Origin of the sequence: Fulvimonas sp. R45 (assembly GCF_030504985.1) — a bacterium.
In the GTDB taxonomy this organism is placed as follows: Bacteria; Pseudomonadota; Gammaproteobacteria; order Xanthomonadales; family Rhodanobacteraceae; genus Rhodanobacter_A.
Map to the genome: position 1 here is coordinate 163,071 of NZ_JASERU010000001.1, position 25,897 is coordinate 188,967.

The 25,897-nt window shown below is 68.7% G+C and carries 22 protein-coding genes and 1 tRNA gene; 1 reads left to right on the forward strand and 22 read right to left on the reverse strand.

The genetic code is table 11. The annotated features are described in order from the left end of the window. Window positions 1-67: 67 nt before the first annotated feature. Genes QMK61_RS00775 through QMK61_RS00785 form a run of 3 tightly spaced genes read right to left on the reverse strand, consistent with a single transcriptional unit; the run spans window position 68 to window position 1,718 of the window. Window positions 68-478, reverse strand: a complete 411-nt coding sequence (locus QMK61_RS00775) for a GtrA family protein (protein WP_302069775.1) — start codon at window positions 476-478, stop codon at window positions 68-70. Then, window positions 475-1,488, reverse strand: coding sequence for an S-methyl-5-thioribose-1-phosphate isomerase (gene mtnA / locus QMK61_RS00780; RefSeq protein ID WP_302069776.1), 1,014 nt, complete (start codon window positions 1,486-1,488; stop codon window positions 475-477). The genes QMK61_RS00775 and mtnA overlap by 4 nt, the downstream gene beginning before the upstream one ends. Before the next feature lie 44 nt (window positions 1,489-1,532). After that, window positions 1,533-1,718, reverse strand: a complete 186-nt coding sequence (locus tag QMK61_RS00785; RefSeq protein WP_302069777.1) for a PspC domain-containing protein — start codon at window positions 1,716-1,718, stop codon at window positions 1,533-1,535. 128 nt (window positions 1,719-1,846) lie between these two features. Between QMK61_RS00785 and QMK61_RS00790 the strand changes: the two genes are divergently transcribed. After that, the gene (locus QMK61_RS00790) at window positions 1,847-2,752 is read left to right on the forward strand and encodes a hypothetical protein (protein WP_302069778.1); all 906 of its coding nucleotides are present in this window, start codon (window positions 1,847-1,849) and stop codon (window positions 2,750-2,752) included. 57 nt (window positions 2,753-2,809) lie between these two features. Here the strand turns inward: QMK61_RS00790 and phaC are convergent, their stop codons facing one another. From phaC to nuoF, 19 genes are all read right to left on the reverse strand, one after another. Further along, the gene (gene phaC, locus QMK61_RS00795) at window positions 2,810-3,874 is read right to left on the reverse strand and encodes a class III poly(R)-hydroxyalkanoic acid synthase subunit PhaC (protein ID WP_302069779.1); all 1,065 of its coding nucleotides are present in this window, start codon (window positions 3,872-3,874) and stop codon (window positions 2,810-2,812) included. Window positions 3,875-3,883: 9 nt separating this feature from the next. After that, window positions 3,884-4,855, reverse strand: a complete 972-nt coding sequence (locus QMK61_RS00800) for a poly(R)-hydroxyalkanoic acid synthase subunit PhaE (RefSeq protein ID WP_302069780.1) — start codon at window positions 4,853-4,855, stop codon at window positions 3,884-3,886. Between the two features lie 122 nt (window positions 4,856-4,977). Next, the gene (pnp, locus tag QMK61_RS00805) at window positions 4,978-7,083 is read right to left on the reverse strand and encodes a polyribonucleotide nucleotidyltransferase (protein ID WP_302069781.1); all 2,106 of its coding nucleotides are present in this window, start codon (window positions 7,081-7,083) and stop codon (window positions 4,978-4,980) included. Window positions 7,084-7,219: 136 nt separating this feature from the next. Continuing rightward, window positions 7,220-7,489: a 30S ribosomal protein S15 gene (gene rpsO / locus QMK61_RS00810; protein ID WP_302069782.1), complete on the reverse strand. Its 270-nt coding sequence runs from the start codon at window positions 7,487-7,489 to the stop codon at window positions 7,220-7,222. Window positions 7,490-7,674: 185 nt separating this feature from the next. Then, window positions 7,675-8,601 carry a tRNA pseudouridine(55) synthase TruB gene (gene truB / locus QMK61_RS00815; RefSeq protein ID WP_302069783.1) on the reverse strand — a complete coding sequence of 309 codons (927 nt, stop codon included), beginning with the start codon at window positions 8,599-8,601 and terminating at the stop codon, window positions 7,675-7,677. Between the two features lie 20 nt (window positions 8,602-8,621). Next, window positions 8,622-8,990, reverse strand: coding sequence for a 30S ribosome-binding factor RbfA (rbfA, locus tag QMK61_RS00820; RefSeq protein ID WP_302069785.1), 369 nt, complete (start codon window positions 8,988-8,990; stop codon window positions 8,622-8,624). A 220-nt stretch (window positions 8,991-9,210) separates the two neighbouring features. Then, window positions 9,211-11,976, reverse strand: coding sequence for a translation initiation factor IF-2 (infB, locus tag QMK61_RS00825; protein ID WP_302069786.1), 2,766 nt, complete (start codon window positions 11,974-11,976; stop codon window positions 9,211-9,213). A gap of 123 nt (window positions 11,977-12,099) precedes the next feature. Beyond that, the gene (gene nusA, locus QMK61_RS00830; protein WP_302069787.1) at window positions 12,100-13,605 is read right to left on the reverse strand and encodes a transcription termination factor NusA; all 1,506 of its coding nucleotides are present in this window, start codon (window positions 13,603-13,605) and stop codon (window positions 12,100-12,102) included. Between the two features lie 124 nt (window positions 13,606-13,729). Further along, complete coding sequence (gene rimP / locus QMK61_RS00835) at window positions 13,730-14,257, reverse strand: ribosome maturation factor RimP (protein WP_302069789.1); 528 nt, start codon at window positions 14,255-14,257, stop codon at window positions 13,730-13,732. 206 nt (window positions 14,258-14,463) lie between these two features. Next, window positions 14,464-14,540 (reverse strand) — tRNA-Met (locus tag QMK61_RS00840). 91 nt (window positions 14,541-14,631) lie between these two features. After that, window positions 14,632-16,071: an NADH-quinone oxidoreductase subunit NuoN gene (nuoN, locus tag QMK61_RS00845; protein ID WP_302069791.1), complete on the reverse strand. Its 1,440-nt coding sequence runs from the start codon at window positions 16,069-16,071 to the stop codon at window positions 14,632-14,634. 15 nt (window positions 16,072-16,086) lie between these two features. Continuing rightward, window positions 16,087-17,595, reverse strand: coding sequence for an NADH-quinone oxidoreductase subunit M (locus QMK61_RS00850; RefSeq protein WP_302069793.1), 1,509 nt, complete (start codon window positions 17,593-17,595; stop codon window positions 16,087-16,089). A 15-nt stretch (window positions 17,596-17,610) separates the two neighbouring features. Beyond that, window positions 17,611-19,638, reverse strand: a complete 2,028-nt coding sequence (gene nuoL / locus QMK61_RS00855; RefSeq protein ID WP_302069795.1) for an NADH-quinone oxidoreductase subunit L — start codon at window positions 19,636-19,638, stop codon at window positions 17,611-17,613. 4 nt (window positions 19,639-19,642) lie between these two features. After that, entirely contained in the window at window positions 19,643-19,948 is a 306-nt protein-coding gene (nuoK, locus tag QMK61_RS00860; protein ID WP_302069797.1) for an NADH-quinone oxidoreductase subunit NuoK, read from the reverse strand. Continuing rightward, window positions 19,945-20,604: an NADH-quinone oxidoreductase subunit J gene (locus tag QMK61_RS00865; protein WP_302069798.1), complete on the reverse strand. Its 660-nt coding sequence runs from the start codon at window positions 20,602-20,604 to the stop codon at window positions 19,945-19,947. Before QMK61_RS00865 ends, nuoK begins: the two co-directional genes overlap by 4 nt. A gap of 12 nt (window positions 20,605-20,616) precedes the next feature. Then, window positions 20,617-21,108: an NADH-quinone oxidoreductase subunit NuoI gene (gene nuoI / locus QMK61_RS00870; RefSeq protein ID WP_302069799.1), complete on the reverse strand. Its 492-nt coding sequence runs from the start codon at window positions 21,106-21,108 to the stop codon at window positions 20,617-20,619. A 96-nt stretch (window positions 21,109-21,204) separates the two neighbouring features. Next, complete coding sequence (gene nuoH / locus QMK61_RS00875) at window positions 21,205-22,227, reverse strand: NADH-quinone oxidoreductase subunit NuoH (RefSeq protein ID WP_302069800.1); 1,023 nt, start codon at window positions 22,225-22,227, stop codon at window positions 21,205-21,207. 5 nt (window positions 22,228-22,232) lie between these two features. Next, window positions 22,233-24,560 carry an NADH-quinone oxidoreductase subunit NuoG gene (nuoG, locus tag QMK61_RS00880; protein WP_302069801.1) on the reverse strand — a complete coding sequence of 776 codons (2,328 nt, stop codon included), beginning with the start codon at window positions 24,558-24,560 and terminating at the stop codon, window positions 22,233-22,235. Continuing rightward, window positions 24,560-25,897, reverse strand: coding sequence for an NADH-quinone oxidoreductase subunit NuoF (gene nuoF, locus QMK61_RS00885; protein ID WP_302069802.1), 1,338 nt, complete (start codon window positions 25,895-25,897; stop codon window positions 24,560-24,562). Before nuoF ends, nuoG begins: the two co-directional genes overlap by 1 nt.

Sequence of the window (25,897 nt, forward strand, 5' to 3'; positions counted from 1 at the left end):
GGCAATTGCGGAAGGGTACCACGAACGGCGTCAAATTGACAGTCTTTGCGCCTTGAGAATCAACGACTTACGCGCCACTTTCCGGATGCCGGAAAAGCACTCCCCGCGCGGTGCCGAAGTTCACTGCCGCGGCCACCAGCGAACCGGCGGCCACCGCCGCGGCCGGCCAGCGGTGCGCAAACGGGAAACCCAGCAGCAGGGCCGCGTATACCCCGTAATTGACCAGCGCGCCCAGGCTCATCAGGCCCAGCCAGTGCAGCCATTCCGAGCCCGCGGAACGGCCGCTGCTGCGTCCGGCGAAGGTGTGCCGGCGGTTCCACCACCAGGTGGCGCTGGCCGCGCACATGAAGGACAGCACGCGTGCCAGGTACGGGTTCCAGCCGGCCAGCGAGACCAGCGCCTGCACCACGCCGGCGTCCACCACCAGCCCGATCGCGCCGCCGAGCGCGAACAGCGCGATCTCGCGGCGCAGCCTCACCGGCCGAACATCGCCTGCATGGCGGCCGCGTTCGGCCGCTCGATCACGCCGCGCTCGGTGACGATGGCATCGATCAGTTCCGCCGGCGTCACGTCGAACACCGGGTTCCACGCCTCCGCGCCCTCCACCACCGTGCGGCGCCCCGCGGTCGAGAGCAGTTCGGCCGGGTCGCGCAGCTCGATCTCGATGGCCTCGCCGTCGGGCGTGGCCATGTCCACCGTGGACGACGGCGCCGCCACCATGAACTTCACGCCGTGGTGACGCGCGGCGATGGCCAGCTGGTAGGTGCCGATCTTGTTGGCGGTGTCGCCGTTGGCGGCGATGCGGTCGGCGCCCACGATCACCCATTGCACCTCGCCCGCACGCATCAGGTGCGCCGCCGCCGAGTCGGCGATCAACTTCGCCGGGATGCCGTCGCGCACCAGTTCATACATGGTCAGCCGCGCGCCCTGCTGCCAGGGGCGCGTCTCGCCGGCGTACACCCGCGCGATGCGACCGGACGCCACGCCGGCGCGGATCACGCCCAGCGCGGTGCCGAAGCCGGCGGTGGCCAGCGAGCCGGTGTTGCAGTGGGTGAGCACGCCCGCGCCCGGCTCGATCAGCGACGCGCCGAGTTCGCCCATGTGGCGGTTGGCGGCGAGGTCCTCGTCCTGGATCGCCTGCGCCTCGCGCGCCAGCGCGGCGGCATCGGCGCCGGCGGCGATGCGCGCCTTCATGCGGTCCAGCGCCCACATCAGGTTCACCGCGGTGGGCCGCGCGGCGCGCAACATCGCCAGCGCGGGCTCCAGCGGCTCGCCTGCCCGCGCGGCCAGCACCACGCCCCAGGCGGCGGCGATGCCGATGGCCGGGGCGCCGCGCACCACCAGGTCGCGGATCGCCTGCGTCACCGCGGCGGCGTCGCGGCAGTCGATCCAGTGTTCCTGCTGGGGCAGCAGGCGCTGGTCCAGCAGGCGCAGGCGGTCGCCGTGCCATTGCACGGCACGGACGCGGTCGTAGCGGTCGTAATCCATCGAGTGGTTCGTGCTCGTCGGGGCGGGAAGGCGTCGCGGCGGAATCAATGCTGCGGCATCACCAGCCACAGGATCAGGTAGATCAGGATGCCCGAGCCGCCCAGCAAGGTGAGGATGATCCAGCCGATCCGCACCATGGTGGGATCCCAGCCGAGATAGTCGGCGATGCCGCCGCACACGCCGGCCAGCATCCGATCGCTCGAACGGCAAAGTCGCTTCTGGACGTTCATCGCCCCTCCGGATCGGGCCATGGCGCGCTGCGCGCCTCCGCTCGCAAGCCTAGCATGCGGCCGGCACATCCGCCCGCTCGATCGCTGGCTTAGAGTGCGCTTTCACCCGCCACGCCATGGAGTACGCCATGCCACCACGCGCCCGCGGAAAAGCCCGCCGACACGGCCTCGCCACGCTCGTCGCCGTCGGTGCGGCGGCCTGTTCCGTCACGCACGCCGCTGCGCCCGGATCGGTGCGCCACTGGGCGCCGCCCGGCATCTCCACGCCGATGTTCGAATCGCACGGCGCCTTCGACCCGCGCCACGGCGATTTCTACTTCGTGCGCAGCTCGCCCGCGTTCAGGGGCTGGCGGATCATGGTGAGCCATTGCGGCAAGCACGGCTGGGGCACGCCGGTGGATGCCAGTTTTGCCGGCGACGGTGTCGAAGCCGACCCCTTCCTCACGCCGGATGGCAGATGGCTCTACTTCATCTCCACCCGCTCCACCGATGGCGCCCGGCACAAGGATCTCGACCTCTGGCGCGTGGAGCGCGGGGCCGACGGCCACTGGGGCGAACCGCAGCGCCTGCCCGCACCGGTGAACTCCCGCGCCCAGGAATGGTTTCCGCGTCCGGCGACGGACGGCTGGCTGTACTTCGGCTCGGACCGCCCCGGCGGACTGGGGCGCACCGACATCTGGCGCGCGCGTCCGGACGCCGCCGGCCACTGGCAGGTGGAAAACCTGGGGTCGGCGATCAACGCGGCCGGCGACGAGTACGAGGCCCTGCCCTCCCCCGACGGCAAGCGGCTGGTCGTGATGGCGTCCGACGGGCTCTACCTGAGCCGGCGCCAGCCGGACGGCCGCTGGGGGCCGAAGCAGAGGCTGGGCCCCGAGGTGGACGCCAACGGCAGCGAGATCGGCGCGGCCTTCTCGCCCAGCGGCAAGTCGCTGCTGTTCGCGCGCGACACGAAGGGACCGTTGTCCGGCGAGTTCTTCGTGTGGCAGCCGGAAGGCGCGGAGGACTGGCCGCCCTCCTGCCCGGCAAAGGGATGATGAGAGCGCGCGCAAACAGCTCCCGGCGCGGGCCACGGGGAGACTTTGAACAGGCTCTCAGCGCTGCGCCAGCCAGCGATGGATGGCCGGCGCCACCTCGCGCTGGGCGCGGCCGGAGACGTAGATGCCGATGTGGCCGCCCTTGAACGGCAGCTCGGTGTAGTCGGTGCTGCCCACGTGGCGGGCCAGCGCACGCGAGGCGTCGGGCGGCACCAGGTGGTCCTGCTCGGCATAGATGTTCAGCACCGGCTGGGTGACCATGCCGAGGTCCACCGGCCGGCCACCGATCTCCAGCGTGCCCTTCACCAGCTTGTTGCCCTGGTAGAAATCCTTGATGAACTGGCGGAACGCCTCGCCGGCCTGGTCGGGCGAGTCGAAGATCCAGCGCTCCATGCGCAGGAAATTCTCCAGCTCCGCCGGCTTGTCCAGGATGTCGACCATGGCCACGTACTTCTGCTGCAGCAGGCGCACCGGCTTCAGCGTGAGGTAGACCCAGTTCATCAGCGCCGCCGGCACGTTGCCCAGGGTGTCGACGAACAGGTCCGCGTCCACGTCCTGCACCCAGTGCGAGAGCATGTTGTCCGGCGTGCGGAAATCCACCGGCGTGACCATGGTGACGAGGTTCCTGACCTTCTCCGGGTGCATCGCGGTGTAGCACAGCGAGAATGCCCCGCCCTGGCAGATGCCGAGCAGGTTGACCGCGTCCAGGCCGTGGCGGGCGCGCACCGCGTCCACGCAGCGGTCAAGGTAGCCGTTGAGGTAGTCGTCGAGCGTGAGCCAGCGGTCGGCGCCGTCCGGGTAGCCCCAGTCGATCAGGTAGACGTCCTCGCCCTGCGCCAGCAGGTTGCGCACCAGCGAGCGGTCGGGCTGCAGGTCGGTCATCCACACCGTGTTGACCAGGGCGTACACGATCAGCGTGGGCGTCTTCGCCGTGGGTTCGCGTTCGCCCAGCATGTGCCAGACGGTGAGCTTGTCCTCGCGGTAAACGGCTTCGCGCGGCGTATCGGCGTAACCGGGCTCGGACAGGCCGCGCAGCCGCGGCAGGCCGGCGGCGAGACGGCGCTGGAACTCGGCCATTTCCTGCAGCGCGCGGGCGGGGTCGATGCGCAAGGGACTGGACATGACGGCTCCTTACTTGCGACCGCGCGGCGCGGGCCGCTTTGCGGGGGGCGCAGCGCGCCTCGCGGCGGGCGGTGCCTTCGCCCGTTTCGCCACCGGGCGGCTGGCCGTCTTTACGGCCATGTCGCGGCGGCCTTCCAGCGCGTCCAGGCGCCGGGCCAGCGCATCCAGTTCGGCGCGCACGGCAGCCAGTGCACCGGTGCCGGCATCGCCGCGGACAGTACGCAGTTCGCGACGCACCTGCTGCAGTCGCTGCCCCAGGCTGTCCACCTCGCCGCGCGTGGGCACGCCGAGTTCGCGGCTGCACTGCTCGACCAGTTGGCGCTGCAGGCGGCGCAGCTTCATCTGCGCGTTGGACATCGCGCCGTAGGCTTCGCGGAATTCGTCGGTGAGCGCGATCTCGGCATAGGCGTCCTCGGCGGCGTCCACCCACAGGTCGTACAGCGCCTTCAGCGAATCCACCGCCTGTCCTGCCGCGGCCATGTCCGCCAGCTTCGCCTGCAGGCGCGCGACGCCCTGGCTGCCGGCACGCTGCAGCAGGGCCTGGTAGCGCGCGCCGGTTTCCCGGCATTCCGCCATCGCCGCGGCCAAGGCCTGCTGCTGCAGTTGCTGTTCGCGGGTGTAGCCGAAGGCGGCCACCGGGGCGGCGCCGGCCGGCTGCGCCAGCGCCTGCTGCCACCAGGCCAGCCATGCCGCGCCCGGATCGGCGCCAGGCGGAGGCACGGCGAACGCCGGCCCGCCCGGGAAGGAAGCGTGCGGAAACGGGCCGCCCTGCGCCGGCCAGGCCGGTGCGGCATGGGTCGTGCCCGCGGCCATGCCCTGCAGCCAGTCCAGGTAGGGTTTCAGGCTCGCCATGTGCGGAAGCGGTTCGTCCGCGGCGCCGCCCGCCGGCGCCGGCGGCTGCAGGCCGCGCAGCCACGCGTCCCACGAATCCCGGGCCAGCGCCTGCCAGCCCTGCAGGAATTCGTCCGCCTGTCCGGCCATGCCGGTCTCCTCGATGCGTGGGTGCGACGGACATCGTAGCAAATGCGCCCCCGTACAAACGCGCGGGGCCCGGTCATGCCGGGCCCCGCATGGAACGTTTCGCCGCCGCGGCGGCGCGCCGGTCAGGCGCCGGCGGCCTCGTCCTCGGCCACCGCCTTCATGGACAGGCGGATGCGGCCCTGCTTGTCCACTTCCAGCACCTTGACCTTGACGATGTCGCCTTCCTTGAGCTTGTCGGACACCTTCTCGACGCGCTCGTTGGAGATCTGCGACACGTGCACCAGGCCGTCCTTGCCCGGCATGATGGTGACGAACGCGCCGAAGTCCATCAGCTTGGCGACCTTGCCTTCGTAGATGCGGCCCGGCTCGACGTCGGACACGATCTGCTCGATGCGCTTCTTCGCTGCCTCGCCCGCGCCGCGGTTGACCGAGGCGATGATCACGGTGCCGTCGTCGTTGATGTCGATGGTGGCGCCGGTCTCCTCGGTGATCGAGCGGATCGTGGCGCCGCCCTTGCCGATGACCTCGCGGATCTTGTCGGGGTGGATCTTGATGGTGATCAGACGCGGCGCGTACTCGCTCATCTCGGTGCGCGCGGTGCTGAGGGCCTTGGCCATCTCACCGAGGATGTGCAGCCGGCCGCGCTTGGCCTGGGCCAGCGCCACCTTCATGATCTCCTCGGTGATGCCGTCGATCTTGATGTCCATCTGCAGGGCGCTGATGCCCTCGGACGAACCGGCCACCTTGAAGTCCATGTCGCCGAGATGGTCCTCGTCGCCCAGGATGTCGGACAGCACGACGAAATCGTCGCCTTCCTTCACCAGGCCCATCGCAATGCCGGCCACCGGCGCCTTCAGCGGCACGCCGGCGTCCATCATCGCCAGCGAGGAGCCGCACACCGAGGCCATCGACGAGGAGCCGTTGGATTCGGTGATTTCCGACACCACGCGCAGCACGTAGGGGAACTCCTCGACCGAGGGCTTCACCGCCTGCACGCCGCGCTTGGCGAGGCGACCGTGGCCGATCTCGCGCCGCTTCGGCGCGCCGAAGCGGCCGGCCTCGCCCACCGAGAACGGCGGGAAGTTGTAGTGGAACAGGAACGGATCCTTGGACTCGCCGGCCGGCGCGTCGATGATCTGCGCGTCGCGGGTGGTGCCGAGGGTGACCGTGACCAGCGCCTGGGTCTCGCCGCGGGTGAACAGCGCCGAGCCATGGGTGCGCGGCAGCACGCCCACGCGGGCGGTGATCGCACGGATGTCGTCCAGCTGGCGGCCGTCGATGCGCACCTTGCTCTTCAGCACGCCGTCGCGCAGGGTGCGGTACTCGATTTCCTCGAACGCATCGGAGATCTCCAGCGCGCTCCAGCCACCGGCCTCGGCCTGGGCCGCCACGGCGGCCTTGACGTCGGACTTCAGCGCGGCGATGGCGTCGCGGCGCTCCAGCTTGTCGCGGATCGCGAAGGCTTCGACCAGGCGGTTGCCGATGGCGCCGTTCAGCGCGGCGAACAACGCCTCGTTGCGCGCCGGGGCTTCCCACTTGAACGGCTTGCGGCCGGCCTCGGCCACGAACTCGTTGATGGCCTTGATGGCGGCCTGCATCTGCTGGTGGCCGAACATCACCGCGCCCAGCATCACGTCCTCGGAGAGCAGCTCGGCCTCGGACTCCACCATCAGCACCGCGCTGGCGGTGCCGGCGACCACCAGGTCCAGCTGCGAGCCGGCCAGGGCGGACGTGTCGGGGTTCAGCAGGTACTGGCCGTTGGCGTAGCCCACGCGGGCGGCGCCGATCGGGCCCTTGAACGGGATGCCGGCCAGGCACAGCGCGGCGGAGGCGCCGAGCAGCGCCGGGATGTCGCCGTCGACCTCGGGGTTGAGCGAGACGACCTGGGCGATCACCTGCACTTCGTTCTTGAAGCCGTCAGGGAACAGCGGGCGCACCGGGCGGTCGATCAGGCGCGAGGTGAGCGTTTCCTTCTCGGTGGGACGACCCTCGCGCTTGAAGAAGCCGCCGGGGATGCGGCCGGCGGAGTAGAACTTTTCCACATAGTCGACGGTGAGCGGGAAGAAGTCCTGCCCCTCCTTCGCCTTGGCCGCCGCCACCGCGGTGACCAGCACGACGGTACCGCCCATGCTGACCATGACCGCGCCGGAGGCCTGGCGGGCGATTTCGCCCGTCTCCAGCGTGACTTCGTGATTACCGTACTGGAATGACCTGGTTACTTTCGCCACGATGATTTCCTATTGAAGAGTGCGGCCACGGATGGCCGCTTTTTGATCTCCGCGTTCATGCACGAACGCATAAATCAAACAGTGCGGCCATGGATGGCCGCTTCTCGATCCTCGCGTTCATGGACGAACGCAGAAATCACCTACGCAGGCCGAGGCGCTCGATCAGGCTCTGGTAGCGAGCCAGGTCGTTGTCCTTCAGGTAGGCCAGCAGGCTCTTGCGGCGGTTCACCAGCTGCAGCAGGCCGCGGCGGGAGTGGTGGTCCTGCTTGTGGGTCTTGAAGTGGTCGGTCAGGTGGTCGATGCGGGCGGACAGCAGGGCCACCTGCACTTCCGGCGAACCGGTATCGTTCGGCACGCGGCCGTAATCAGCAATGATCTTGCTGGTCTGTTCTACAGTGAGAGACATGGTTACTTTTCCTCGAAAGCGACACGAAGCTTGCGCAACATCACCACAGCGATGCCGTTGCGCAAGCTTCGTCCAGTTGATGAAACGCGACAATACAAGCGGCATATTCTAGCTAGAGCGGGCGCACCGCAACAAGACCGCGGCCCGGCGGCGCCCGCTCCGGGGCCGGAAACGTGGACTGCCGCTCATGCGGGGGGCAGGTTGAAGCCGCGCAGGATCTGCATCCGCCCCCCCTCGTCCAGCTCGCCCAGCGCCAGCAGGCGGCCGTCGCTGGCGAAGGCGGCGCAGCGGCCCGGCGCCCGGCCCGGCAGCTCGATCCGGCGCCCCTGCACCACCGCCAGGCTCTGGGCCGCGTCCAGGTGCAGCGCGGGCAGGTCCGCCACCGCGACGTCGATCGGCAGCAGCAGCCCCTGCAGCGCCTGGTCGCCCTGCGCCATGGCCTGTTCCAGCTGCTCCAGGGTGGTCATCGACGGTTCGCGGAACGGCTCCACCCACAGCCGGCGCAGGGAGGCCAGGTGGGCGCCGCAGCCCAGCGCCTCGCCCAGGTCCACCGCCAGGCTGCGGATGTAGGTGCCCGAGCCGCATTCCACGTACAGGTCCAGGCGGTCCGCGGCGTGGCCGCGCGCCTCCAGGCGGAAGATATCCACCTCGCGGGGCGGCACGTCCACCGCCTCGCCGCGGCGTGCCTTCACGTACAGCGGCTCGCCGCCCTGTTTCAGCGCCGAATACGCCGGCGGCACCTGCACGATGCGCCCGCGGAAGCGCGCCAGGGCGGCCTCGACCCGGGCCTCGTCCAGCACCGGGACCGGGCGCTCGGCGACGATGTCCCCCTCGCGGTCCGCCGTGGTGGTGGTGATGCCGAGGCGGCATTCCGCCAGGTAGGCCTTGCGCGAGCCCAGCAGGCCATGGGCCAGCTTGGTCGCCTCGCCGAAGCACAGCGGCAGCAGGCCGGTGGCCAGGGGGTCCAGCGCGCCGGCGTGGCCACCCTTGGCGGCGCGCAGCGTGCGGCGCGCCGACTGCAGCGCCTGGCTGGAGCTCAGCCCCTCGGGCTTGTCCAGCAGCACGATGCCGTGCAGCTCGCGGAAACGGATGCGATGACGGTACTGGCCCACGGTGTAGCGGTATCCGGCGCTCAGGCGCCTTCGTCGTCGCGCGGGGGCGTGCCCTCGCGCAGCAGGGCGTCGATGCGTTCGCCCTTGTCCATCGAGTCGTCGTACTTGAAGCGCAGTTCGGGCACCCGGCGCAGGCGCATGCCGCGTGACAGCGCACGGCGGAACTCGCCGGCGAGGCCGTTGAGCGCCTTCACCGCCTCGGCCGACTGCTGCGGCAGCAGCGCGATGACCCACACCGTGGCCCAGTCCAGATCGCGGGTGACCTCCACGTCGGACACGCTGCACGACGGCAGCCCGTGGTCGCGCACGGCCGCATGCACCAGCAGGCCGAGCTCGCGGCGGAGCTCGGCGCCTACACGGTCAGTGCGTTTGAAGTCGCGGGAGGGCATCAGAAACTCCGAAAGACGAAATCCCTTCTCCCTCGGGAGAAGGTGCCCCGACCTGCAAACGCCTGGAGCGTTTGCGGAACGGCGAAAGCCGGCCCCGCCAGGGGTAAGCACCGTGGATGGTGCGAATAAGGGTGGATGAGGGTTCACGGCCCATGCGAAGTTCCACGCAAGCCCGGAACCCTCGACCCAACCCCTCTCCCGGGGGAGAGGGGCCCGAACATCACAAGGTGCGGGCGACTTCGATCCTTTCGAAGCACTCGATCTGGTCGCCGACCTTGACGTCATTGTATTGCTTCACGGCGATGCCGCATTCCATGCCGTTGCGCACCTCGTCCACGAGTTCCTTGAAGCGGCGCAGCGATTCCAGCTCGCCCTCGAAGATCACCGTGTTGTCGCGCAGCACGCGGATCGGCTTGCTGCGCTTGACGTGGCCCTCGGTGACCATGCAGCCGGCGACCGCACCGAACTTGGAACTGCGGAACACTTCGCGCACCTGCGCGATGCCCAGGATCTCCTCGCGCACTTCCACGCCCAGCAGGCCGGAAGCCGCCTGCTTCACCTGGTCGATCACGTCGTAGATGATCGAGAAGTAGCGCACGTCCAGGCCGGCGGTGTCGATCACCTTGCGCGCCGAGGCGTCGGCACGCACGTTGAAGCCGATCACCAGTGCCTTGGAGGCCGCGGCCAGCGTCGCGTCGGACTCGGTGATGCCACCGACGCCGGCGGAAATCACATTGACCTTCACGTTCTCGTTGCCGATCGCGCTGAGCGAATCGCGCAGCGCCTGCACCGAACCCTGCACGTCGGCCTTGACCAGGATGTTGAGCGTCTGCTGCTCGTTGCCCTGGCCCATCTGCGCCATGATGTCCTCGAGGCGGTTGGCCTTGCTGACCAGGCGCGTCTCGCGGCGCTTCTGCTGGCGCTCGGCGGCCACTTCGCGGGCCAGCCGCTCGTCGGCCACCACCACGAAGTCGTCGCCCGCCTCGGGCACGCCGGACAGGCCCAGCACCTGCACCGGGATCGACGGACCGGCCTCCTGCACGGTCTTGCCGGTCTCGTCGACCAGCGCGCGCATGCGGCCGTACTCCACGCCGCAGACCACGAAGTCGCCGCGCTTCAGCGTGCCCTGCTGCACCAGCACCGTGGCCACCGGGCCGCGGCCCTTGTCCAGGCTGGATTCGATCACCACGCCCGAGGCCGGGCCGTCGTGCACGGCGGTCAGCTCCAGCACCTCGGCCTGCACCGAGATCGCGTCGAGCAGCTCGTCGATGCCCATGCCGGTCTTGGCCGACACCGGCACGAACATGGTGTCGCCGCCCCAGTCCTCCGGGATGACCTCGAGGTTGGCCAGGCCCTGCTTGACGTGGTCCGGGTTGGCGTCGGACTTGTCCATCTTGTTCAAGGCCACGATCAGCGGCACCTTGGCGGCGCGCGCGTGCTGCACGGCCTCGGCCGTCTGCGGCATCACGCCGTCGTCGGCGGCGACCACCAGCACCACGATGTCGGTGGACTGCGCGCCGCGGGCGCGCATCGCGGTGAACGCGGCGTGGCCCGGGGTGTCGAGGAAGGTGATCACGCCCTTCGGCGTTTCGACATGGTACGCGCCGATGTGCTGGGTGATGCCGCCGGCCTCGCCCGCCGCCACCTTGGTGCGGCGGATGTAATCCAGCAGCGAGGTCTTGCCGTGGTCGACGTGGCCCATGATGGTGACCACCGGCGGACGCGATTCCTTCTCGCCCTCCAGTTCCACGCTCTGGGTGTGCGCGGCCAGCGCGGCCTCGGCGTTGTTTTCGGTGGCGTCGACCGGCGTGTGGCCCAGCTCTTCCACCACCAGGGTGGCGGTGTCGCGGTCGATGGTCTGGTTGATGGTGGCCATCACGCCCATCTTGAACAGGGTCTTGACCACCTCCGAGCCCTTGACCGCCATCTTCTGCGCCAGCTCGGCGACCACGTTGGCCTCGCCGATCGCCACCTCGCGCACCACCGCGGCGGTGGGACGGGTGAAGCCGTGCGGACCGGACGACGAGGCGCCGCGCGACACTTCGCGCGCCGCGCCACGCCCCGGCTTGCCGCGGCGGTTGGAGCGACGTGCGCGATCGGCGTCGGACAGGTGCAGCTCGCCGCCGGCGAAACGCTTGCCGCCGGGGCCTTCGTCGCGGTCCCGGCCATGGCGGGCCTTGCCGTCGCGGCCGCCACCCGCCGACGGGGCCGGCGCCGGCGCGGGAGCCGGCGCGGGCGCCGGCGCCACCACTTTCTTCTCGCGTTTGCGCGGCTCGTGGATGCGCGGCACGATCAGGCCGAAGCTGCTGTGGTCGGTGCTGCCCGAGGCCGGTTCGGCCTTGGTCTCGGCAGCGGCAGGAACCGCCGGAGCCGGTGCCGCGGCCGGCACATCGGGCTCGGCGACCTCGGCCGGTGCGGCGGAGGCCTGCTGTGCCTCGTGGGCGGCGCGCTCGGCGGCGAGGCGCTCGCGCTCCTGGCGCGCGGCTTCCTCGGCCTGGCGCCGCGCTTCCTGTTCGTGCGCTTCCTGCTGGCGACGCTGCTCGGCCTCGTGCCGCTCGCGCTCTTCCTGCTCGCGCTGCTGCTGCGACTCGGCGAGGCGGCGTACGGCCTCCTCGCGCTCGGGCTCGGCGCTGGCCTCCTCGGCGATCACGCTGCGCTTGACGTAGGTGCGCTTGGCGCGCACTTCCACGTTCACCGTCTTGGCGCCGCCGGTGGCTCCGCGGCCGCCGGGCGTGGCGACCTTCAGCTCGCTGACCTTGCGGCGTCGCAGGGTGATCTGGCGCGGCGCGCTGTCCTCGACCTCGGCCACGGCGTCGCCCTTGCCGTGCGTGCGGCGCAGGAAGCCCAGCAGCTTCACCTTCTCGGTGCTGCTGATCACCTGCTCCGGATCGGAGAATTTCATGCCGGCCTCGCCAAGCTGGCCGAGCAGCTTGTCCACCGGCATGCCCAGTACCTGGGCGAGTTGTTTGATCGTGACTTCCGACATCGTGTTCGTTCTCCGCCGTTCCCGCGCTCATCGCCCATGCGGATCTCCGCATGGCCACCACCCTCCCTGGCGGGAGGCTCCCGCCTCCCCCGGCGCGCCCGTCCCGGGCGCTGCCGCCCGCGGTTAGCCGCCCTTCTCCAGGCGCGCGATCATCGGGGCGCGCGCCGCCATGATCAGCGCCGCCGCCCGTTCCTCGTCCATGCCCTCGATGTCGATCAGGTCGTCGACCGCCTGGTCGGCCAGATCGTCCACCGTGGACACGCCTCGGCCGGCCAGCGCATAGGCCGTGCCTTCGTCCATGCCCTCGAGCGCCAGCAGCTCCTCGCTCGGCTGGTGCTCGTCGATGTCCTCTTCCACCGCCAGCGCCTCGGTGAGCAGCGCATCGCGGGCGCGGGCGCGCAGCTCCTCGACGATGTCCTCGTCGAAGCCTTCCACCGCCAGCAGCTCGCCGCTGGGCACGTAGGCGATTTCCTCGACGCTGGAGAAGCCTTCCTGCACCAGGATGTTGGCGATCTCCTGGTCAACCTCGAGCTTGTCCATGAACAGCTGGCGCGCGGCCTCCTGCTCGGCCTCGCTCTTGGCGGCGACCTGGTCCTGCGTCATCACGTTGAGCTGCCAGCCGGTGAGCTTGCTGGCCAGGCGCACGTTCTGGCCGCCGCGGCCGATCGCCTGGGACAGCTTGTCCTCGGCCACCGCGATGTCCATCGAGTGCTTTTCCTCGTCCATGATGATGGACTGCACCTCGGCCGGCGCCATCGCGTTGATCACGAACTGCGCCTGGTTCTCGTGCCACAGGATGATGTCGACGCGCTCGCCGTTGAGCTCGTTGGACACCGCCTGCACGCGCGAGCCGCGCATGCCGATGCAGGCGCCGATCGGATCGGTGCGGCTGTCGTGCGCGATCACCGCGATCTTGGCGCGGTCGCCCGGGTCGCGGGCACAACCCTTGATCTCGACCAGGCCCTGGCCGACTTCAGGCACCTCGAGCTTGAACAGCTCGATCATGAATTCCGGCGCGGCGCGCGACACGAACAGCTGCGGGCCGCGCACTTCCGAGCGCACCTCGTACAGGTAGCCGCGCACGCGGTCGCCGACGCGGGCCGATTCGCGCGGGATGGACTTGTCGCGCGGGATGAAGGCCTCGGCGTTGCCGCCCAGGTCGAGGTAGACGTTGCCGCGCTCGACGCGCTTGACGATGCCGGTGATCAGCTCGCCGATGCGATCCTTGTAGGCATCGACCACCTGCTGGCGCTCGGCCTCGCGCACGCGCTGCACGATCACCTGCTTGGCGGCCTGCGCCGCGATGCGGCCGAACTCCGCGTTCTCGATCTGCTGCTCGATGTACTCGCCGACCTGGGCGTCCTCGCGCTCGTCCAGCGCGTCCATCAGGCGCAGCTGCCAGAACGGGGATTCCATCTCGCCGTCGTCGGCGATGATTTCCCAGCGGCGGAAGGTCTCGTAGTCGCCGCTGTCGCGGTCGATCGCCACGCGGATGTCCGGGTCCTCGTCGGGGTAGCGCTTCTTCGCCGCGGAAGCCAGCGCGGCCTCCATCGCCTCGAAGATCACTTCGCGCGGCACGCCCTTCTCGTTGGCCACCGCGTCAACCACCAGCAGAAGTTCTTTGCTCATTGCTGCCACTCCAGCGTTTGTGCATCCATCCATGCATGCAAGAGAGTCAAAAAGCGGCCATCCGTGGCCGCACTCTTCAATTCTTCCGGCTTCTGCTCCGTCTTCCGGCCGCCGGCCTGTATGCTTACTTCCTGCCGCCCTTGGCGTTCTTGCCGCCGGGCTTCGGCCGCGGCACGTAGCCCAGCGCGGCCCAGTCCGGCACCACGCGCGCACTCTCGACGTCGGCATGCGCGAAGTCGAACGTGCGACCCTCGGCCTCCAGCGCGATGCGCCCGTCGTCCGCCGAGACGAGCTTGCCGCGCAGGCGGCGACGGCCCTCGACCGGCGCCTTCAGCAGGACCTTCACGTCCTGCCCGACGACCCGGGCGAACTGCTCCGCGGTGAACAGCGGCCGGTCCAGGCCCGGCGAGGAGACTTCCAGCACGTAGTGGCCGGGAATCGGATCGTCCACGTCGAGCAGTGCCGAAAGCTCGCGGCTGGCCGCCTCGCAGTCGTCGAGGGTGACCTCGCGGCCTTCCGCCCGGTCCAGCACGTCCAGGTAGACGCGCAGGGTACTCTGCCCCTGCGCCGGGGTGAACTCCAGGCCGAGGCATTCCAGGCCGAGATCGCCCAGTGCCGCGCTGAAACGTTGTGCCAATGCTTGCGTGTCCATGGGCTCCGCCTTGGATGCCTTCCGTCAATCGTCGCCAGAAACAAAAAATGGGCTCGAACGGCCCATTTCCCTGTTCCGCCGATGTCCCGACTCCAGCCAGCGCCGTTCCGGCATCCGGCGCGACCTGGGTCGCGCCCGTCGATGCGACGCATCCTTGCGCCCAACAAAAAAGCCTCACGAGGAGGCTTTCTTGTCCAAGAAAGACCTGGTAGCGGGGGCAGGATTCGAACCTGCGACCTTCGGGTTATGAGCCCGACGAGCTGCCAGACTGCTCCACCCCGCATCAGAGTCCGCAAAGTTTAACGGGGTAACCGGTTTACTGCAAGCCCGCCGTCGCACTTTATCTTCATGGAAGCATCCACGCGGCGTGAAGCTCAGCCCGCGAACGCCTGCCGGCACCAGCCCAGCAGCGGCCCCCAGTACAGGCCCAGCGCCACCAGCACCAGCGCGTTCAGCGACAGCACCACGCGCAGGCCGGCATCCGGCTGCACCACGACATGCGTGCCCTCTTCCGGCTTGTCGAAGTACATCACCTTCACCACGCGCAGGTAGTAGTACAGGCCGATGATGGCGAACACCACGCCGACGACGGCCAGCCACAGCATGTTGGCGTCGATCGCCGCCTGCAGCACCAGGTACTTCGCGAAGAAGCCGTACAGCGGCGGCACGCCGGCCAGCGAGAACATCGCCAGCATCATCAGGAAGGCCATCCACGGCGAGCGCTGGTTGAGGCCCTTGAAGTCGTCGATCTCCTCGCACTCGAAGCCCGCGCGCGCCAGCGCCAGGATCACGCCGAACGCGGCCGTGCCCATCAGGGCGTAGCTGATCGCGTAGAACATGGCCGAGGCGTAGCCTTCCGGCCCGGCGTTGACCAGGCCGATCAACAGGTAGCCCATGTGCGAGATGGTCGAATAGGCCAGCATGCGCTTCAGGTTGCTCTGCACGATGGCGACCAGGTTGCCGATCGCCAGCGACAGCACCGCGATCGCGGCCAGCATCGGCTGCCAGTAGTGCGACAGGTCGCCCAGCCCCGCTTCCAGCAGGCGATAGGCCATGCCGAACGCGGCCAGCTTGGAGGCCGAGGCGATGAAGGTGGTGACCGGTGTGGTGGCGCCCTGGTAGACGTCCGGGATCCACATGTGGAACGGAGCGGCGCCCAGCTTGAAGGCGATGCCCACCAGCATGAAGATCAGGCCGAACAGCATCAGGTGCGGCAGGCCGCTGTGCGACGCGGCGCCGTGCAGCGCGGCCAGGTCCAGCGTGCCGGCGGCGCCGTACACCATCGACATGCCGTACAGCAGCATGCCCGAGGACAGCGCGCCCAGCACGAAGTACTTCATCGCCGCCTCGGACGACAACGGCGAGTCGCGGTTCAGCGCCACCAGGCCGTAGGACGACAGCGTGAGCAGCTCCAGGCCCAGGTAGACCATCACCAGGTTGCCGGCCGAGACCAGCAGCATCACGCCGATCACCGCGAACAGCATCAGCGTGTAGAACTCGCCCTGGAACTGCTTGCGGTCCACCAGGTAGGGGCGCGCGTAGACGAACACCAATGCCACGCACAACAGCGCGAACACCTTGAGGATCTCGGCCGCGCGGTCGCGCACGAACATGCCGTCGAAGGCGGTGACGGTGCCCTGCGGCTGCCCGGCGACCACCAGGTAGATCGCCACCAGCAGCACGATGATGGACAGCCAGTGCAGCGCGCCGCGCTGCTCGGGCTTCATGAAGGCGTCCACCAGCAACAGCAGGCACGCCGCGGCCACCAAGTAGAACTCCGGCAGCAGGACAAGGATGTCGTTCAAAGTCGGCATGTGTGTCGCTCTCGATCAGATCTTGTGGGTGCCCAACTGCTGCACCAGCTGCGCCACCGAGCTGTCCATCAGGTGCACCAGCGGCTCGGGCCAGATGCCGATCAGCAGCACCAGCGCGGCGAACGCCGCCAGCACGAAGGTCTCGCGGCCGTTGATGTCCTTCATCTCGGCCACGTGGGCGTTGCCCACCTCGCCCCACAGCACGCGCTTGACCATCCACAGCGTGTAGGCCGCGCCGATGATCAGGGTGAACGCGGCGAACAGCGCGATCCACGGGTTGGCGCTGAAGCTGGCCAGGATCACCATGAACTCGCCCACGAAGCCGCTGGTGCCCGGCAGGCCGCAGTTGGCCATCGCGAACAGCACATAGAAGAAGCCGAACCAGGGCATCACGTTGATCACGCCGCCGTAGTCCTTGATCAGGCGGGTGTGCAGGCGGTCGTACATCACGCCGATGCAGGAGAACATCGCGCCGGAGACGAAGCCGTGCGAGATCATCTGCACCATCGCGCCCTGCATGCCCAGCTTGGCGGCGTCGACGTTGCCCGCGTCGCGCACCAGCAGGTAGCCGACGAAGATGCCCAGCGTCACGAAGCCCATGTGGGCCACCGAGGAATACGCCACCAGCTTCTTCATGTCCTCCTGCACCAGCGCCACGTAGCCGATGTAGACCACCGCGACCAGGCTCAGCACCACGATCAGCCACACGTAGTGGGCGGCCGCGTCGGGCACGATCGGCAGGGTGAAGCGCAGGAAGCCGTAGGCGCCCACCTTCAGCATCACCGCCGCCAGCACCACCGAGCCGCCGGTCGGCGCCTCCACGTGGGCGTCCGGCAGCCAGGTGTGCACCGGCACCATCGGCACCTTGATCGCGAAGGCGATCAGGAAGGCGAAGAACAGCCAGCTCTGCTCCTTCAACGACAGCGGCAGCGCCGCCAGCGCGTGCAGGTCGAAGGTGCCCGCCTTGTGGTACAGGTACAGCAGGCCAATCAGCATGAACACCGAGCCGAAGAACGTGTAGATGAAGAACTTCAGCGTGGCGTACACGCGCCGCGGGCCACCCCAGACGCCGATCAGGATGAACATCGGGATCAGCATCGCCTCGAAGAACACGTAGAACAGCAACGCGTCCGTGGCGCAGAACACGCCGATCATCAGGCCCTCGAGCACCAGCATCGCGGCCATGTACTGGTGCGGCCGGTTCTGGATCACCTCCCACGCGCCGACCACCACCAGGATGCCGACGAAGGTGGTGAGCAGGATCAGCGCGACCGAGATGCCGTCCACGGCCAGGCCGTAGTGCACGCCGAGCGAGGCGATCCAGACGTGGCTTTCCACCAGCTGCAGCCCGCCCGCCGCCGCGTCGTACCGGGGCAGCAGGAACAGGCTCGCCGCGAAGGTGAGCACCATGAACAGCAGGGCGAGCCAGCGCGCCGCGTTGGGCCGGCTGGAGCCGGCCAGCAGCACCGGCACGGCGCCGACGATGGGTAGCCAGATCAGCAGGCTGAGCAAGTGATTGAACATGTGTGCTTGCTTCCCTTATTGCCCGATCAACCAGTACCCGCCCAGCAGCAGGATCAGGCCGACAATCATCGCGAAGGCGTAGTGATAGAGATACCCGGACTGCAGCCGGCGCACGCCGGCGGCGACGCGGTCGACCAGTCGCGCCGAGCCGTTGACCAGCACGCCGTCCACCACCGCGGCATCGCCCGCCTTCCAGAACAGCCGGCCCAGCTTGACGCCGCCCCTGGCGAACAGCGCGAAGTACACGTCGTCCACCCAGTACTTGCGGTCCAGCACCGTCCACAGCGGCTTCAACGCGGACTTGATGCGGCCGGCCAGCGCCGGGTTGAACAGGTAGATGTAGGTCTGGATCGCGAAGGCCAGCAGCACCAGACCGAACGGCACGCTCCAGAAGCCGTGCAGCGCCATCCCCACCGCGCCCTCGAAGTGCGCGCCCATCTCGCCGAGCACGTTGTTCGCCTCGTCCACGTGGATGGCCGTGCCGAACCAGCCGCCGAACAGCATCGAACCCACGGTGAAGAAGCCCACCAGCAGCGACGGGATCGCCAGCAGCACCAGCGGCAGCGTCACCACCCACGGCGACTCGTGCGGCGCGTGCGCCAGTTCGCCCGGCTTGTGGTGACCGTGGTCGTCATGGTCGTGATGGCCATGGCCATGGTGTTCCACCACCGTGAAGCGTTCCTTGCCGTGGAAGGTCAGGTACATCTGGCGGAAGGTGTACAGCGCGGTGACGAAGGCGCCGGCCATCACGCAGAAATAGGCATAGCCCGAACCCCAGCGGTGCGATTCGCCCACCGCCTCGATGATCGCATCCTTCGAATAGAAGCCCGAGGTGAACGGCACCGCCACCAGCGCCAGCGAGCCGATCCACATGGTGATCCAGGTGACCGGCATGTACTTGCGCAGGCCGCCCATGTAGCGCATGTCCTGCTCGTGGTGCATGGCGATGATCACCGAGCCCGCGCCCAGGAACAGCAGGGCCTTGAAGAAGGCGTGGGTCATCAGGTGGAACACCGCGCCGGCGTAGGCCGACACGCCCAGCGCCACCGTCATGTAGCCCAGCTGCGACAGCGTGGAATACGCCACCACGCGCTTGATGTCGTTCTGCACGATGCCGATCAGGCCGGTGAACAGCGCGCCGGTGGCGCCGATGACCATCACGAAGCTGAGCGCGCCCTGCGACAGCTCGAAGATCGGCGACATGCGCGCCACCATGAAGATGCCCGCGGTCACCATGGTCGCCGCATGGATCAGCGCGGAGATCGGCGTGGGGCCTTCCATCGAGTCGGGCAGCCATACGTGCAGCGGCACCTGGGCGCTCTTGCCCATCGCGCCGATGAACAGCAGGATGCAGATCACCGTGGCGGCGTCCCAGTGCGTGCCCTGGGTGATCGCCAGCGTCTTGCCGGCCAGGGTCGGCGCCGCCGCGAACGCGGTGGCGTAGTCCAGCGTGCCGAGGAAGTACAGCACCGCGGCGATGCCCAGCAGGAAGCCGAAATCGCCCACGCGGTTGACCAGGAACGCCTTGAGGTTGGCGAAGATCGCGGTCGGCCGCTTGAACCAGAAGCCGATCAGCAGGTACGACACCAGGCCCACCGCCTCCCAGCCGAAGAACAGCTGCAGGAAGTTGTTCGCCATCACCAGCATCAGCATGGAGAAGGTGAACAGCGAGATGTAGCTGAAGAAGCGCTGGTAGCCCGGGTCGTCCGCCATGTAGCCGATGGTGTAGACGTGCACCAGCAGCGACACGAAGGTCACCACCACCATCATCATCGCGGTGAGGCGGTCGACCATGAAGCCGACGCTGGCGTGCAGGCGGCCGATCTCGAACCAGGTGTACAGGTCGTGGTTGTAGGCCGGCGCGCCGGCGAAGGCGATCTGGTACAGCACGTAGAACGACAGCGCGCAGGAGATCACCAGGCCGAGGATGGTCGCGCTGTGCGCGCCCGCCCGGCCGATCTGCCGGCCGAGGAAGCCGGCCAGCAGGCAGCCGGCCAGCGGCGCCAGCGCGATCGTCAACAGAATGGAGGTGGACAATTCCATCGGATCAACCCTTCATGCTGTCGATTTCGGCGACGTTGACCGTGCTGCGGTTGCGGAACAGCAGCACCAGGATCGCCAGGCCGATGGCGGATTCCGCCGCGGCCACGGTGAGGATGAAGAACACGAACACCTGCCCCGCCACGTCGTGGTTGAAGCGGGAGAACGCCACGAAGTTGATGTTCACCGCCAGCAGCATCAGCTCGATCGCCATCAGCAGCACGATCACGTTCTTGCGGTTGATGAACAGGCCGGCGACGGCGATGCAGAACAGAACCGCGCCGAGCACGATGAAGTGCGAGAGGGTGATCATGGCTTGGTCTCCTGGGCCGGCTGTTCGGTCGCCTGCGGCTCGACGGGGCGCACGGCCTCCATCTTCAGCACGCGGATGCGGTCGCGCGGGTTCACCCTGACCTGCTCGCTCGCCGACTGGTACTTGGCGCCGCGGCGATGGCGCAGCGTCAGCGCCACCGCGACGACCACGCCCACGGTGAGGATCAGCGCGGCGATCTCGAACGGCAGCAGGTAGTGCGTGTACAGCGCCGTGCCCAGCCAGGCGGTGTTGGACTGGTCGGCGGCGGTGGCCGGGTTCGCGCCCATCGTCTGCGCGTGCATCGCGCGCACGCCGATCAGCGCAAGCATCTCCACCAGCATCACCAGGGCCACGATCAGGCCCACCGGCAGGAACTTCACGAAGCCCTCGCGCACCCGTTCGAGGTCGATGTCCAGCATCATCACCACGAACAGGAACAGCACCATCACCGCGCCCACGTAGACCACGATCAGCGCGATGGCGAGGAACTCGGCCTCCGCCAGCATCCAGATGCAGGCCGTGCTGAAGAAGGTCAGCACCAGCGCCAGCACCGCGTGCACGGTGTTGCGCAGGGTGATCACCGCCAGCGCGGCCCCCACCGTGACGATGCCGAAGGCGTAGAAGCAGACGAGTTGGAACAGGTTCGGATCAATCATGACGTTCCATCCTCAGCGGTACGCCGCGTCCTGCGCGCGGGCGGCGGCGACCTCGGCCTCGAAGCGGTCGCCGATGGCGAGCAGCTGCGGCTTGGTCACCACGTTCTCGCCGCGCTGCTCGAAGTGGTACTCGTGCACGTGCGTCTCCACGATCGAGTCGACCGGGCAGCTTTCCTCGCAGAAGCCGCAGAAGATGCACTTGAACAGGTCGATGTCGTAGCGCGTGGTGCGGCGCTGGCCGTCGCTCTCGCGCGGCGCCGAATCGATGGTGATCGCCAGCGCCGGGCACACCGCCTCGCACAGCTTGCAGGCGATGCAGCGCTCCTCGCCGTTCGCGTAGCGGCGCAGCGCGTGCAGGCCGCGGAAACGATTCGACTTGGGGATGTGCTCCATCGGGTAGCGCATCGTGTACTTCGGGCTGAACATGTAGCGCAGGGTCAGGCCCATGCCCTTGAGCAGTTCGGCCAGCAGCAGGCTGTTGAAATAGCTGATTATGCGTTTCATCAAAAAGCTCTCGGCATACTGCCCTTCTCCCCTGCGGGGAGAAGGTGGCCCCGAAGGGGTCGGATGAGGGGCGGGTGCTCGCGGCGAGTTCTCATCTCAGGCCCCTGCGACCACCAGGCCGTAGTACTTCAGGCACCCGGCCACCAGCACCCAGACGATGGCGATGGGGATGAACACCTTCCAGCCCAGCCGCATGATCTGGTCGTAGCGGTAGCGCGGGAAGGTGGCGCGGAACCACAGGAACATGAAGGCGAACACGAAGGCCTTGACGAACAGCCACAGGAAGCTGCCGTGGCCGATGAAGCCCCAGGTTTCCGGGAACGGGCTGAGCCAGCCGCCCAGGAACAGGATCGAGGCGAGGAAGCTCACCAGGATCATGTTGGCGTACTCGGCCAGGAAGAAGATGGCGAACGCCGAGCCGGAGTACTCCACGTGGAAGCCGGCAACGATCTCCGACTCGCCCTCCGCCACGTCGAACGGTGCGCGGTTGGTCTCGGCCACGCCGGAGATGAAGTAGATCACGAACACCGGCAGCAGCGGCAGCCAGAACCAGTCGAACAGGCCCTTGTGGCCGGCCTGCGCGTGCACGATGTCGGTGAGGTTGAGCGAGCCGGCCAGCACCAGCACGCAGACCAGGCACAGGCCCATCGCCAGCTCGTAGGAGATCACCTGCGCCGCCGAGCGCATCGCGCCGAGCAGCGCGTAGCGCGAGTTCGAGGCCCAGCCGGCGAGGATGATGCCGTACACGCCCAGCGAGGTCATCGCCAGCAGGTACAGCAGGCCGGCGTTGGCGTTGGACAGCACCAGCTTGTCGTTGAACGGGATCACCGCCCACGCCGCGAACGCCGGCACCAGCGCCAGCATCGGCGCGAGGTAGTACAGGAACCGGTTCGCGTTGGTCGGCAGGATCACCTCCTTGACCAGCAGCTTGACCACATCGGCGAAGGCCTGCAGCAGGCCCAGCGGGCCGACCTTGTTCGGCCCCATGCGCACGTGCATCCAGCCGATGACCTTGCGCTCCCAGTACACGAACATCGCCACCGCGAGGATCACCGGGACGGCGATGCACAGGATGTAGATGACCGGCCAGATGACCTGGTTGAGGATCTGTTCGCCCATGGGCCTTATGCCTTGCTCAGGGTGATGGCTGCGCCGTAGGGCGGCAGCGTGGCGGTGGAGTCCTGCGCGGCCTCGATCCACGCGGCGCCGTCGGGCAACGCGCGGTCGACGACCACCGGCAGCGTCGCGTCGCCGACGCGCACCTGTGCGCCGTCGGCGAGGCCCTGCCGGGCGGCTTCGGCGGCATTGATGCGCACGGCCGGCGCCCGGTTCAACGGATGCGCGTTGAGCGCGGCGGCCCGGCGCAGCACCGCGTCGCTGCGGTAGATCGGCCAAGTGGCGAGGCGGACCAGGCCAGCCGCCGGCGACCGGACGGCCAGGCCCTCGCGGCTCGCTACCGGGCGGGCCGCGATGCCGTCGCGCAAGCCGGCCAGGTCGTTGAACTCGAAACCGGCCAGGTTCATCGCGCCGCCCAGCGCGCGCAGCACCTTCCAGCCCGGGCGCGCCTCGGCCGGCGCCTTGGCGCCGGCCAGCACTTCCTGCGCCAGACCGTCCACGTTCACCAGCGTGCCGTCCATCTCGGGCAGCAGCGCGATCGGCAGGATCACGTCCGCCACCTCGCGCAGCGCGGCGCTGGCGTAGGCGCTGAACGCCACCACCTGCCGGGCGCCACGCAGCGCGGCCAGCGCCTGGGCGCCGTCGGCGAAGTCGTGCGGCGGCTCCACGCCGTAGAGCACGTAGCCCTGGCGCGGCTGCGCCAGCATCGCCTGCGCGTCCAGGCCGCCGTTGCCCGGCGCCACGCCGAGCTGGGCCAGGCCCACAGCATTGGCGCCCACCGGCAGCTCGTCGTAACCGGCGCCGGTGGCTTCGGCGACGAAACGGGCGAGCGCGCGCAGCCAGGACGCCTGCGGGTGGGTGACCGCCGCCTCGCCGAGAATCACCACCGCCTTGCCGGCCTTCAGCGCGGCGATGGCGTCGCTGTCGCCCTGGTCGCCGGATGCGCCGGCGATGGCGTCGGCCAGCGCCGCCGGGGCCGCGGCCCCGGACGCCACGGCGGCCTTGGCCAGCGCCAGCAGCGCGTCGACCATGCCCTGCGGCGGCACGATCTCGGCACCGGCCAGCGCGTAGTTGAACTCGAAGTCGGCCGGGTTGACCGCGAACACCCTGGCGCCCTTCTTCACCGCCTGGTGCAGGCGATGGTTGAGCAGCGGCATCTCGCGGCGCAGGTCGGAGCCGACCAGCAGCGCGGCGCGCACCTGCGACACCTCGGCCACCGGCACGCCGAAACGCACGGCCGCGGCGTTGTCGGCGAAGTCGAGCTGGCGCAGGCGGTGGTCGACGTGGGCGCTGCCCAGGCCGCGCGCGAGGCGCAGCAGCAGGTCAGCCTCCTCGTTGGTGGTGGCCGGATGCACCAGCACGCCCAGCTCGCTGCCCGGCACGCTCTTCAACGCTTCGGCGGCGGTGCCCAGCGCGTCCTCCCAGGTGGTCGGCTGCCACTGGCCGTTGCGCTTCACTTCCGGCACGCCGGCACGGTCGGCCGCGTACATGCCCTGGTGGCTGTAGCGGTCGCGGTCGGACAGCCAGCACTCGTTGATCGCTTCGTTGTCGCGCGGCACCGTGCGCAGCACCTCGCCACGGCGGGTGTGCAGCCACAGGTTCGAGCCCAGCGCGTCGTGCCAGGCGACCGACGGTTTGGCGATCAGCTCCCAGGCCCGCGCCTTGAACTGGAACGGCTTGTTGGTGAGCGCGCCCACCGGGCAGACGTCGATGATGTTGCCCGACAGCTCGGTCTCCACCGTCTTGCCGATGTAGGTGCCGATCTGCAGGTTCTCGCCGCGGCTCATGCCGCCCAGCTCGTAGCTGCCGGCGATCTCGCTGGTGAAGCGCACGCAACGCGTGCACTGGATGCAGCGGGTCATCTCGGTGGCGACCAGCGGCCCGAGGTTCTCGTCGGCAATGGTGCGCTTGCGCTCGGTGTAGCGCGACACGCTGCGTCCGTAGCCCAGCGCCACGTCCTGCAGCTCGCACTCGCCGCCCTGGTCGCAGATCGGGCAATCCAGCGGGTGGTTGATCAGAAGGAACTCCATCACGTCCTTCTGGAACTTCAGCGCCTTGTCCGAACGCGTGGTGACCTTCATGCCCTCGCCCACCGGCGTGGCGCAGGCCGGCTGCGGCTTGGGCATCGGGCGGCCGCCCATCTCCACGTCGACCAGGCACATGCGGCAGTTGGCGGCGATCGGCAGCTTGCGGTGGTAGCAGAAGCGCGGGATGGCGACGCCGATGGCGTCGGCCGCCTCGATGATCATCGCGCCCTTGCGGACCTGCGTGGGCTTGCCGTCGATCTCGATGTTGACGAGGTCGGGCGCGGCATTGCTGGTTGGCTGCGCACTCATCAGGCAGCGACTCCACGGTTGGCGGCGAGCCGGTCCTCGGTCATCGAGCGACCATGCTGCACGTAGTATTCGAATTCGTTCCAGAACTTGGCGAGGAAGCCCTGCACCGGCCACGCGGCGGCTTCGCCGAACGCACAGATGGTGTGGCCTTCGATCTGGCCGGCGATGGCCTTGAGGCGGTGCAGGTCGTCCTGCGTGCCCTTGCCTTCCACGATGCGCGTGAGCACGCGGTACATCCAGCCGGTGCCTTCGCGGCACGGCGTGCACTGGCCGCAGGACTCGGCCTTGTAGAAGCGCGCGATGCGATGGCAGGCCTTGACCATGCAGGTGGTCTCGTCCATCACGATCACCGCGCCGGACCCCAGGCCCGAGCCCGCCTTCTGCAGGCAGTCGTAGTCCATGGTGGCCGCCAGCATTTCCTCGGCGTTGAGCACCTTCATCGAGGAGCCGCCGGGGATCACCGCCTTCAGTGCGTGCCCATTGCGCACGCCGCCGGCCATCTCCAGCAGATCCTTGAACGGGGTGCCGAGGCGGATCTCGAAGTTGCCGGGCTTGTTGACGTGGCCGGAGACCGAGAAGATCTTCGGGCCGCCGTTGTTCGGCTTGCCGAGGTTGAGGAACCAGTCGGCGCCGTTGCGCAGGATCGCCGGCACCGAGGCGTAGGTCTCGGTGTTGTTGATCGTGGTGGGCTTGCCGTACAGGCCGAAGTTGGCCGGGAACGGCGGCTTGAAGCGCGGCTGGCCCTTCTTGCCTTCCAGCGACTCCATCAGCGCGGTTTCCTCGCCGCAGATGTAGGCGCCGGCGCCGAGCGCGCCGTAGATGTCCACGTCGATGCCGCTGCCCTGCACGTTCTTGCCGAGCAGGCCGGCCGCGTAGGCTTCCTTCAGCGCTTCCTCGAAGTGCTCGAACGGCTCGTGGTGGAACTCGCCGCGCAGGTAGTTGTAGGCCACGGTGGAACCGGTGCAGTAGCAGGCGATCGCCAGGCCCTCGATCACCGCGTGCGGGTTGTAGCGCAGGATGTCGCGGTCCTTGGCGGTGCCTGGCTCGGATTCGTCCGAGTTGCACAGGATGTACTTCTGCATGTCGCCCTTCGGCATGAAGGACCACTTCAGGCCGGTGGGGAAGCCCGCGCCGCCGCGGCCGCGCAGGCTGGATTTCTTGACTTCCTCGACCAGGCCGGCGGGATCGGGCTTCTCGGCGAGGATCTTGCGCCACGCCTTGTAGCCGTCCACCTGCTCGTAGCTGGCCATCGCCCACGGCTTGTCGAAATGCAGCGTGGTGTAGACGACCTGGTGGTCCTGGGGGGCGGGTCCGACCGGACCGGTAGTGCTTGCCAT

Bases quoted from the DNA above. Each gene is read 5' to 3' on its own strand.
- mtnA (WP_302069776.1), bottom strand. From the start codon at position 1,488: ATGGATTACGACCGCTACGACCGCGTCCGTGCCGTGCAATGGCACGGC.
- QMK61_RS00785 (WP_302069777.1), bottom strand. From the start codon at position 1,718: ATGAACGTCCAGAAGCGACTTTGCCGTTCGAGCGATCGGATGCTGGCC.
- QMK61_RS00790 (WP_302069778.1), top strand. From the start codon at position 1,847: ATGCCACCACGCGCCCGCGGAAAAGCCCGCCGACACGGCCTCGCCACG.
- phaC (WP_302069779.1), bottom strand. From the start codon at position 3,874: ATGTCCAGTCCCTTGCGCATCGACCCCGCCCGCGCGCTGCAGGAAATG.
- QMK61_RS00800 (WP_302069780.1), bottom strand. From the start codon at position 4,855: ATGGCCGGACAGGCGGACGAATTCCTGCAGGGCTGGCAGGCGCTGGCC.
- rpsO (WP_302069782.1), bottom strand. From the start codon at position 7,489: ATGTCTCTCACTGTAGAACAGACCAGCAAGATCATTGCTGATTACGGC.
- rbfA (WP_302069785.1), bottom strand. From the start codon at position 8,990: ATGCCCTCCCGCGACTTCAAACGCACTGACCGTGTAGGCGCCGAGCTC.
- infB (WP_302069786.1), bottom strand. From the start codon at position 11,976: ATGTCGGAAGTCACGATCAAACAACTCGCCCAGGTACTGGGCATGCCG.
- nusA (WP_302069787.1), bottom strand. From the start codon at position 13,605: ATGAGCAAAGAACTTCTGCTGGTGGTTGACGCGGTGGCCAACGAGAAG.
- rimP (WP_302069789.1), bottom strand. From the start codon at position 14,257: ATGGACACGCAAGCATTGGCACAACGTTTCAGCGCGGCACTGGGCGAT.
- nuoN (WP_302069791.1), bottom strand. From the start codon at position 16,071: ATGCCGACTTTGAACGACATCCTTGTCCTGCTGCCGGAGTTCTACTTG.
- QMK61_RS00850 (WP_302069793.1), bottom strand. From the start codon at position 17,595: ATGTTCAATCACTTGCTCAGCCTGCTGATCTGGCTACCCATCGTCGGC.
- nuoL (WP_302069795.1), bottom strand. From the start codon at position 19,638: ATGGAATTGTCCACCTCCATTCTGTTGACGATCGCGCTGGCGCCGCTG.
- nuoK (WP_302069797.1), bottom strand. From the start codon at position 19,948: ATGATCACCCTCTCGCACTTCATCGTGCTCGGCGCGGTTCTGTTCTGC.
- QMK61_RS00865 (WP_302069798.1), bottom strand. From the start codon at position 20,604: ATGATTGATCCGAACCTGTTCCAACTCGTCTGCTTCTACGCCTTCGGC.
- nuoI (WP_302069799.1), bottom strand. From the start codon at position 21,108: ATGAAACGCATAATCAGCTATTTCAACAGCCTGCTGCTGGCCGAACTG.
- nuoH (WP_302069800.1), bottom strand. From the start codon at position 22,227: ATGGGCGAACAGATCCTCAACCAGGTCATCTGGCCGGTCATCTACATC.
- nuoG (WP_302069801.1), bottom strand. From the start codon at position 24,560: ATGAGTGCGCAGCCAACCAGCAATGCCGCGCCCGACCTCGTCAACATC.
- nuoF (WP_302069802.1), bottom strand. From the start codon at position 25,897: ATGGCAAGCACTACCGGTCCGGTCGGACCCGCCCCCCAGGACCACCAG.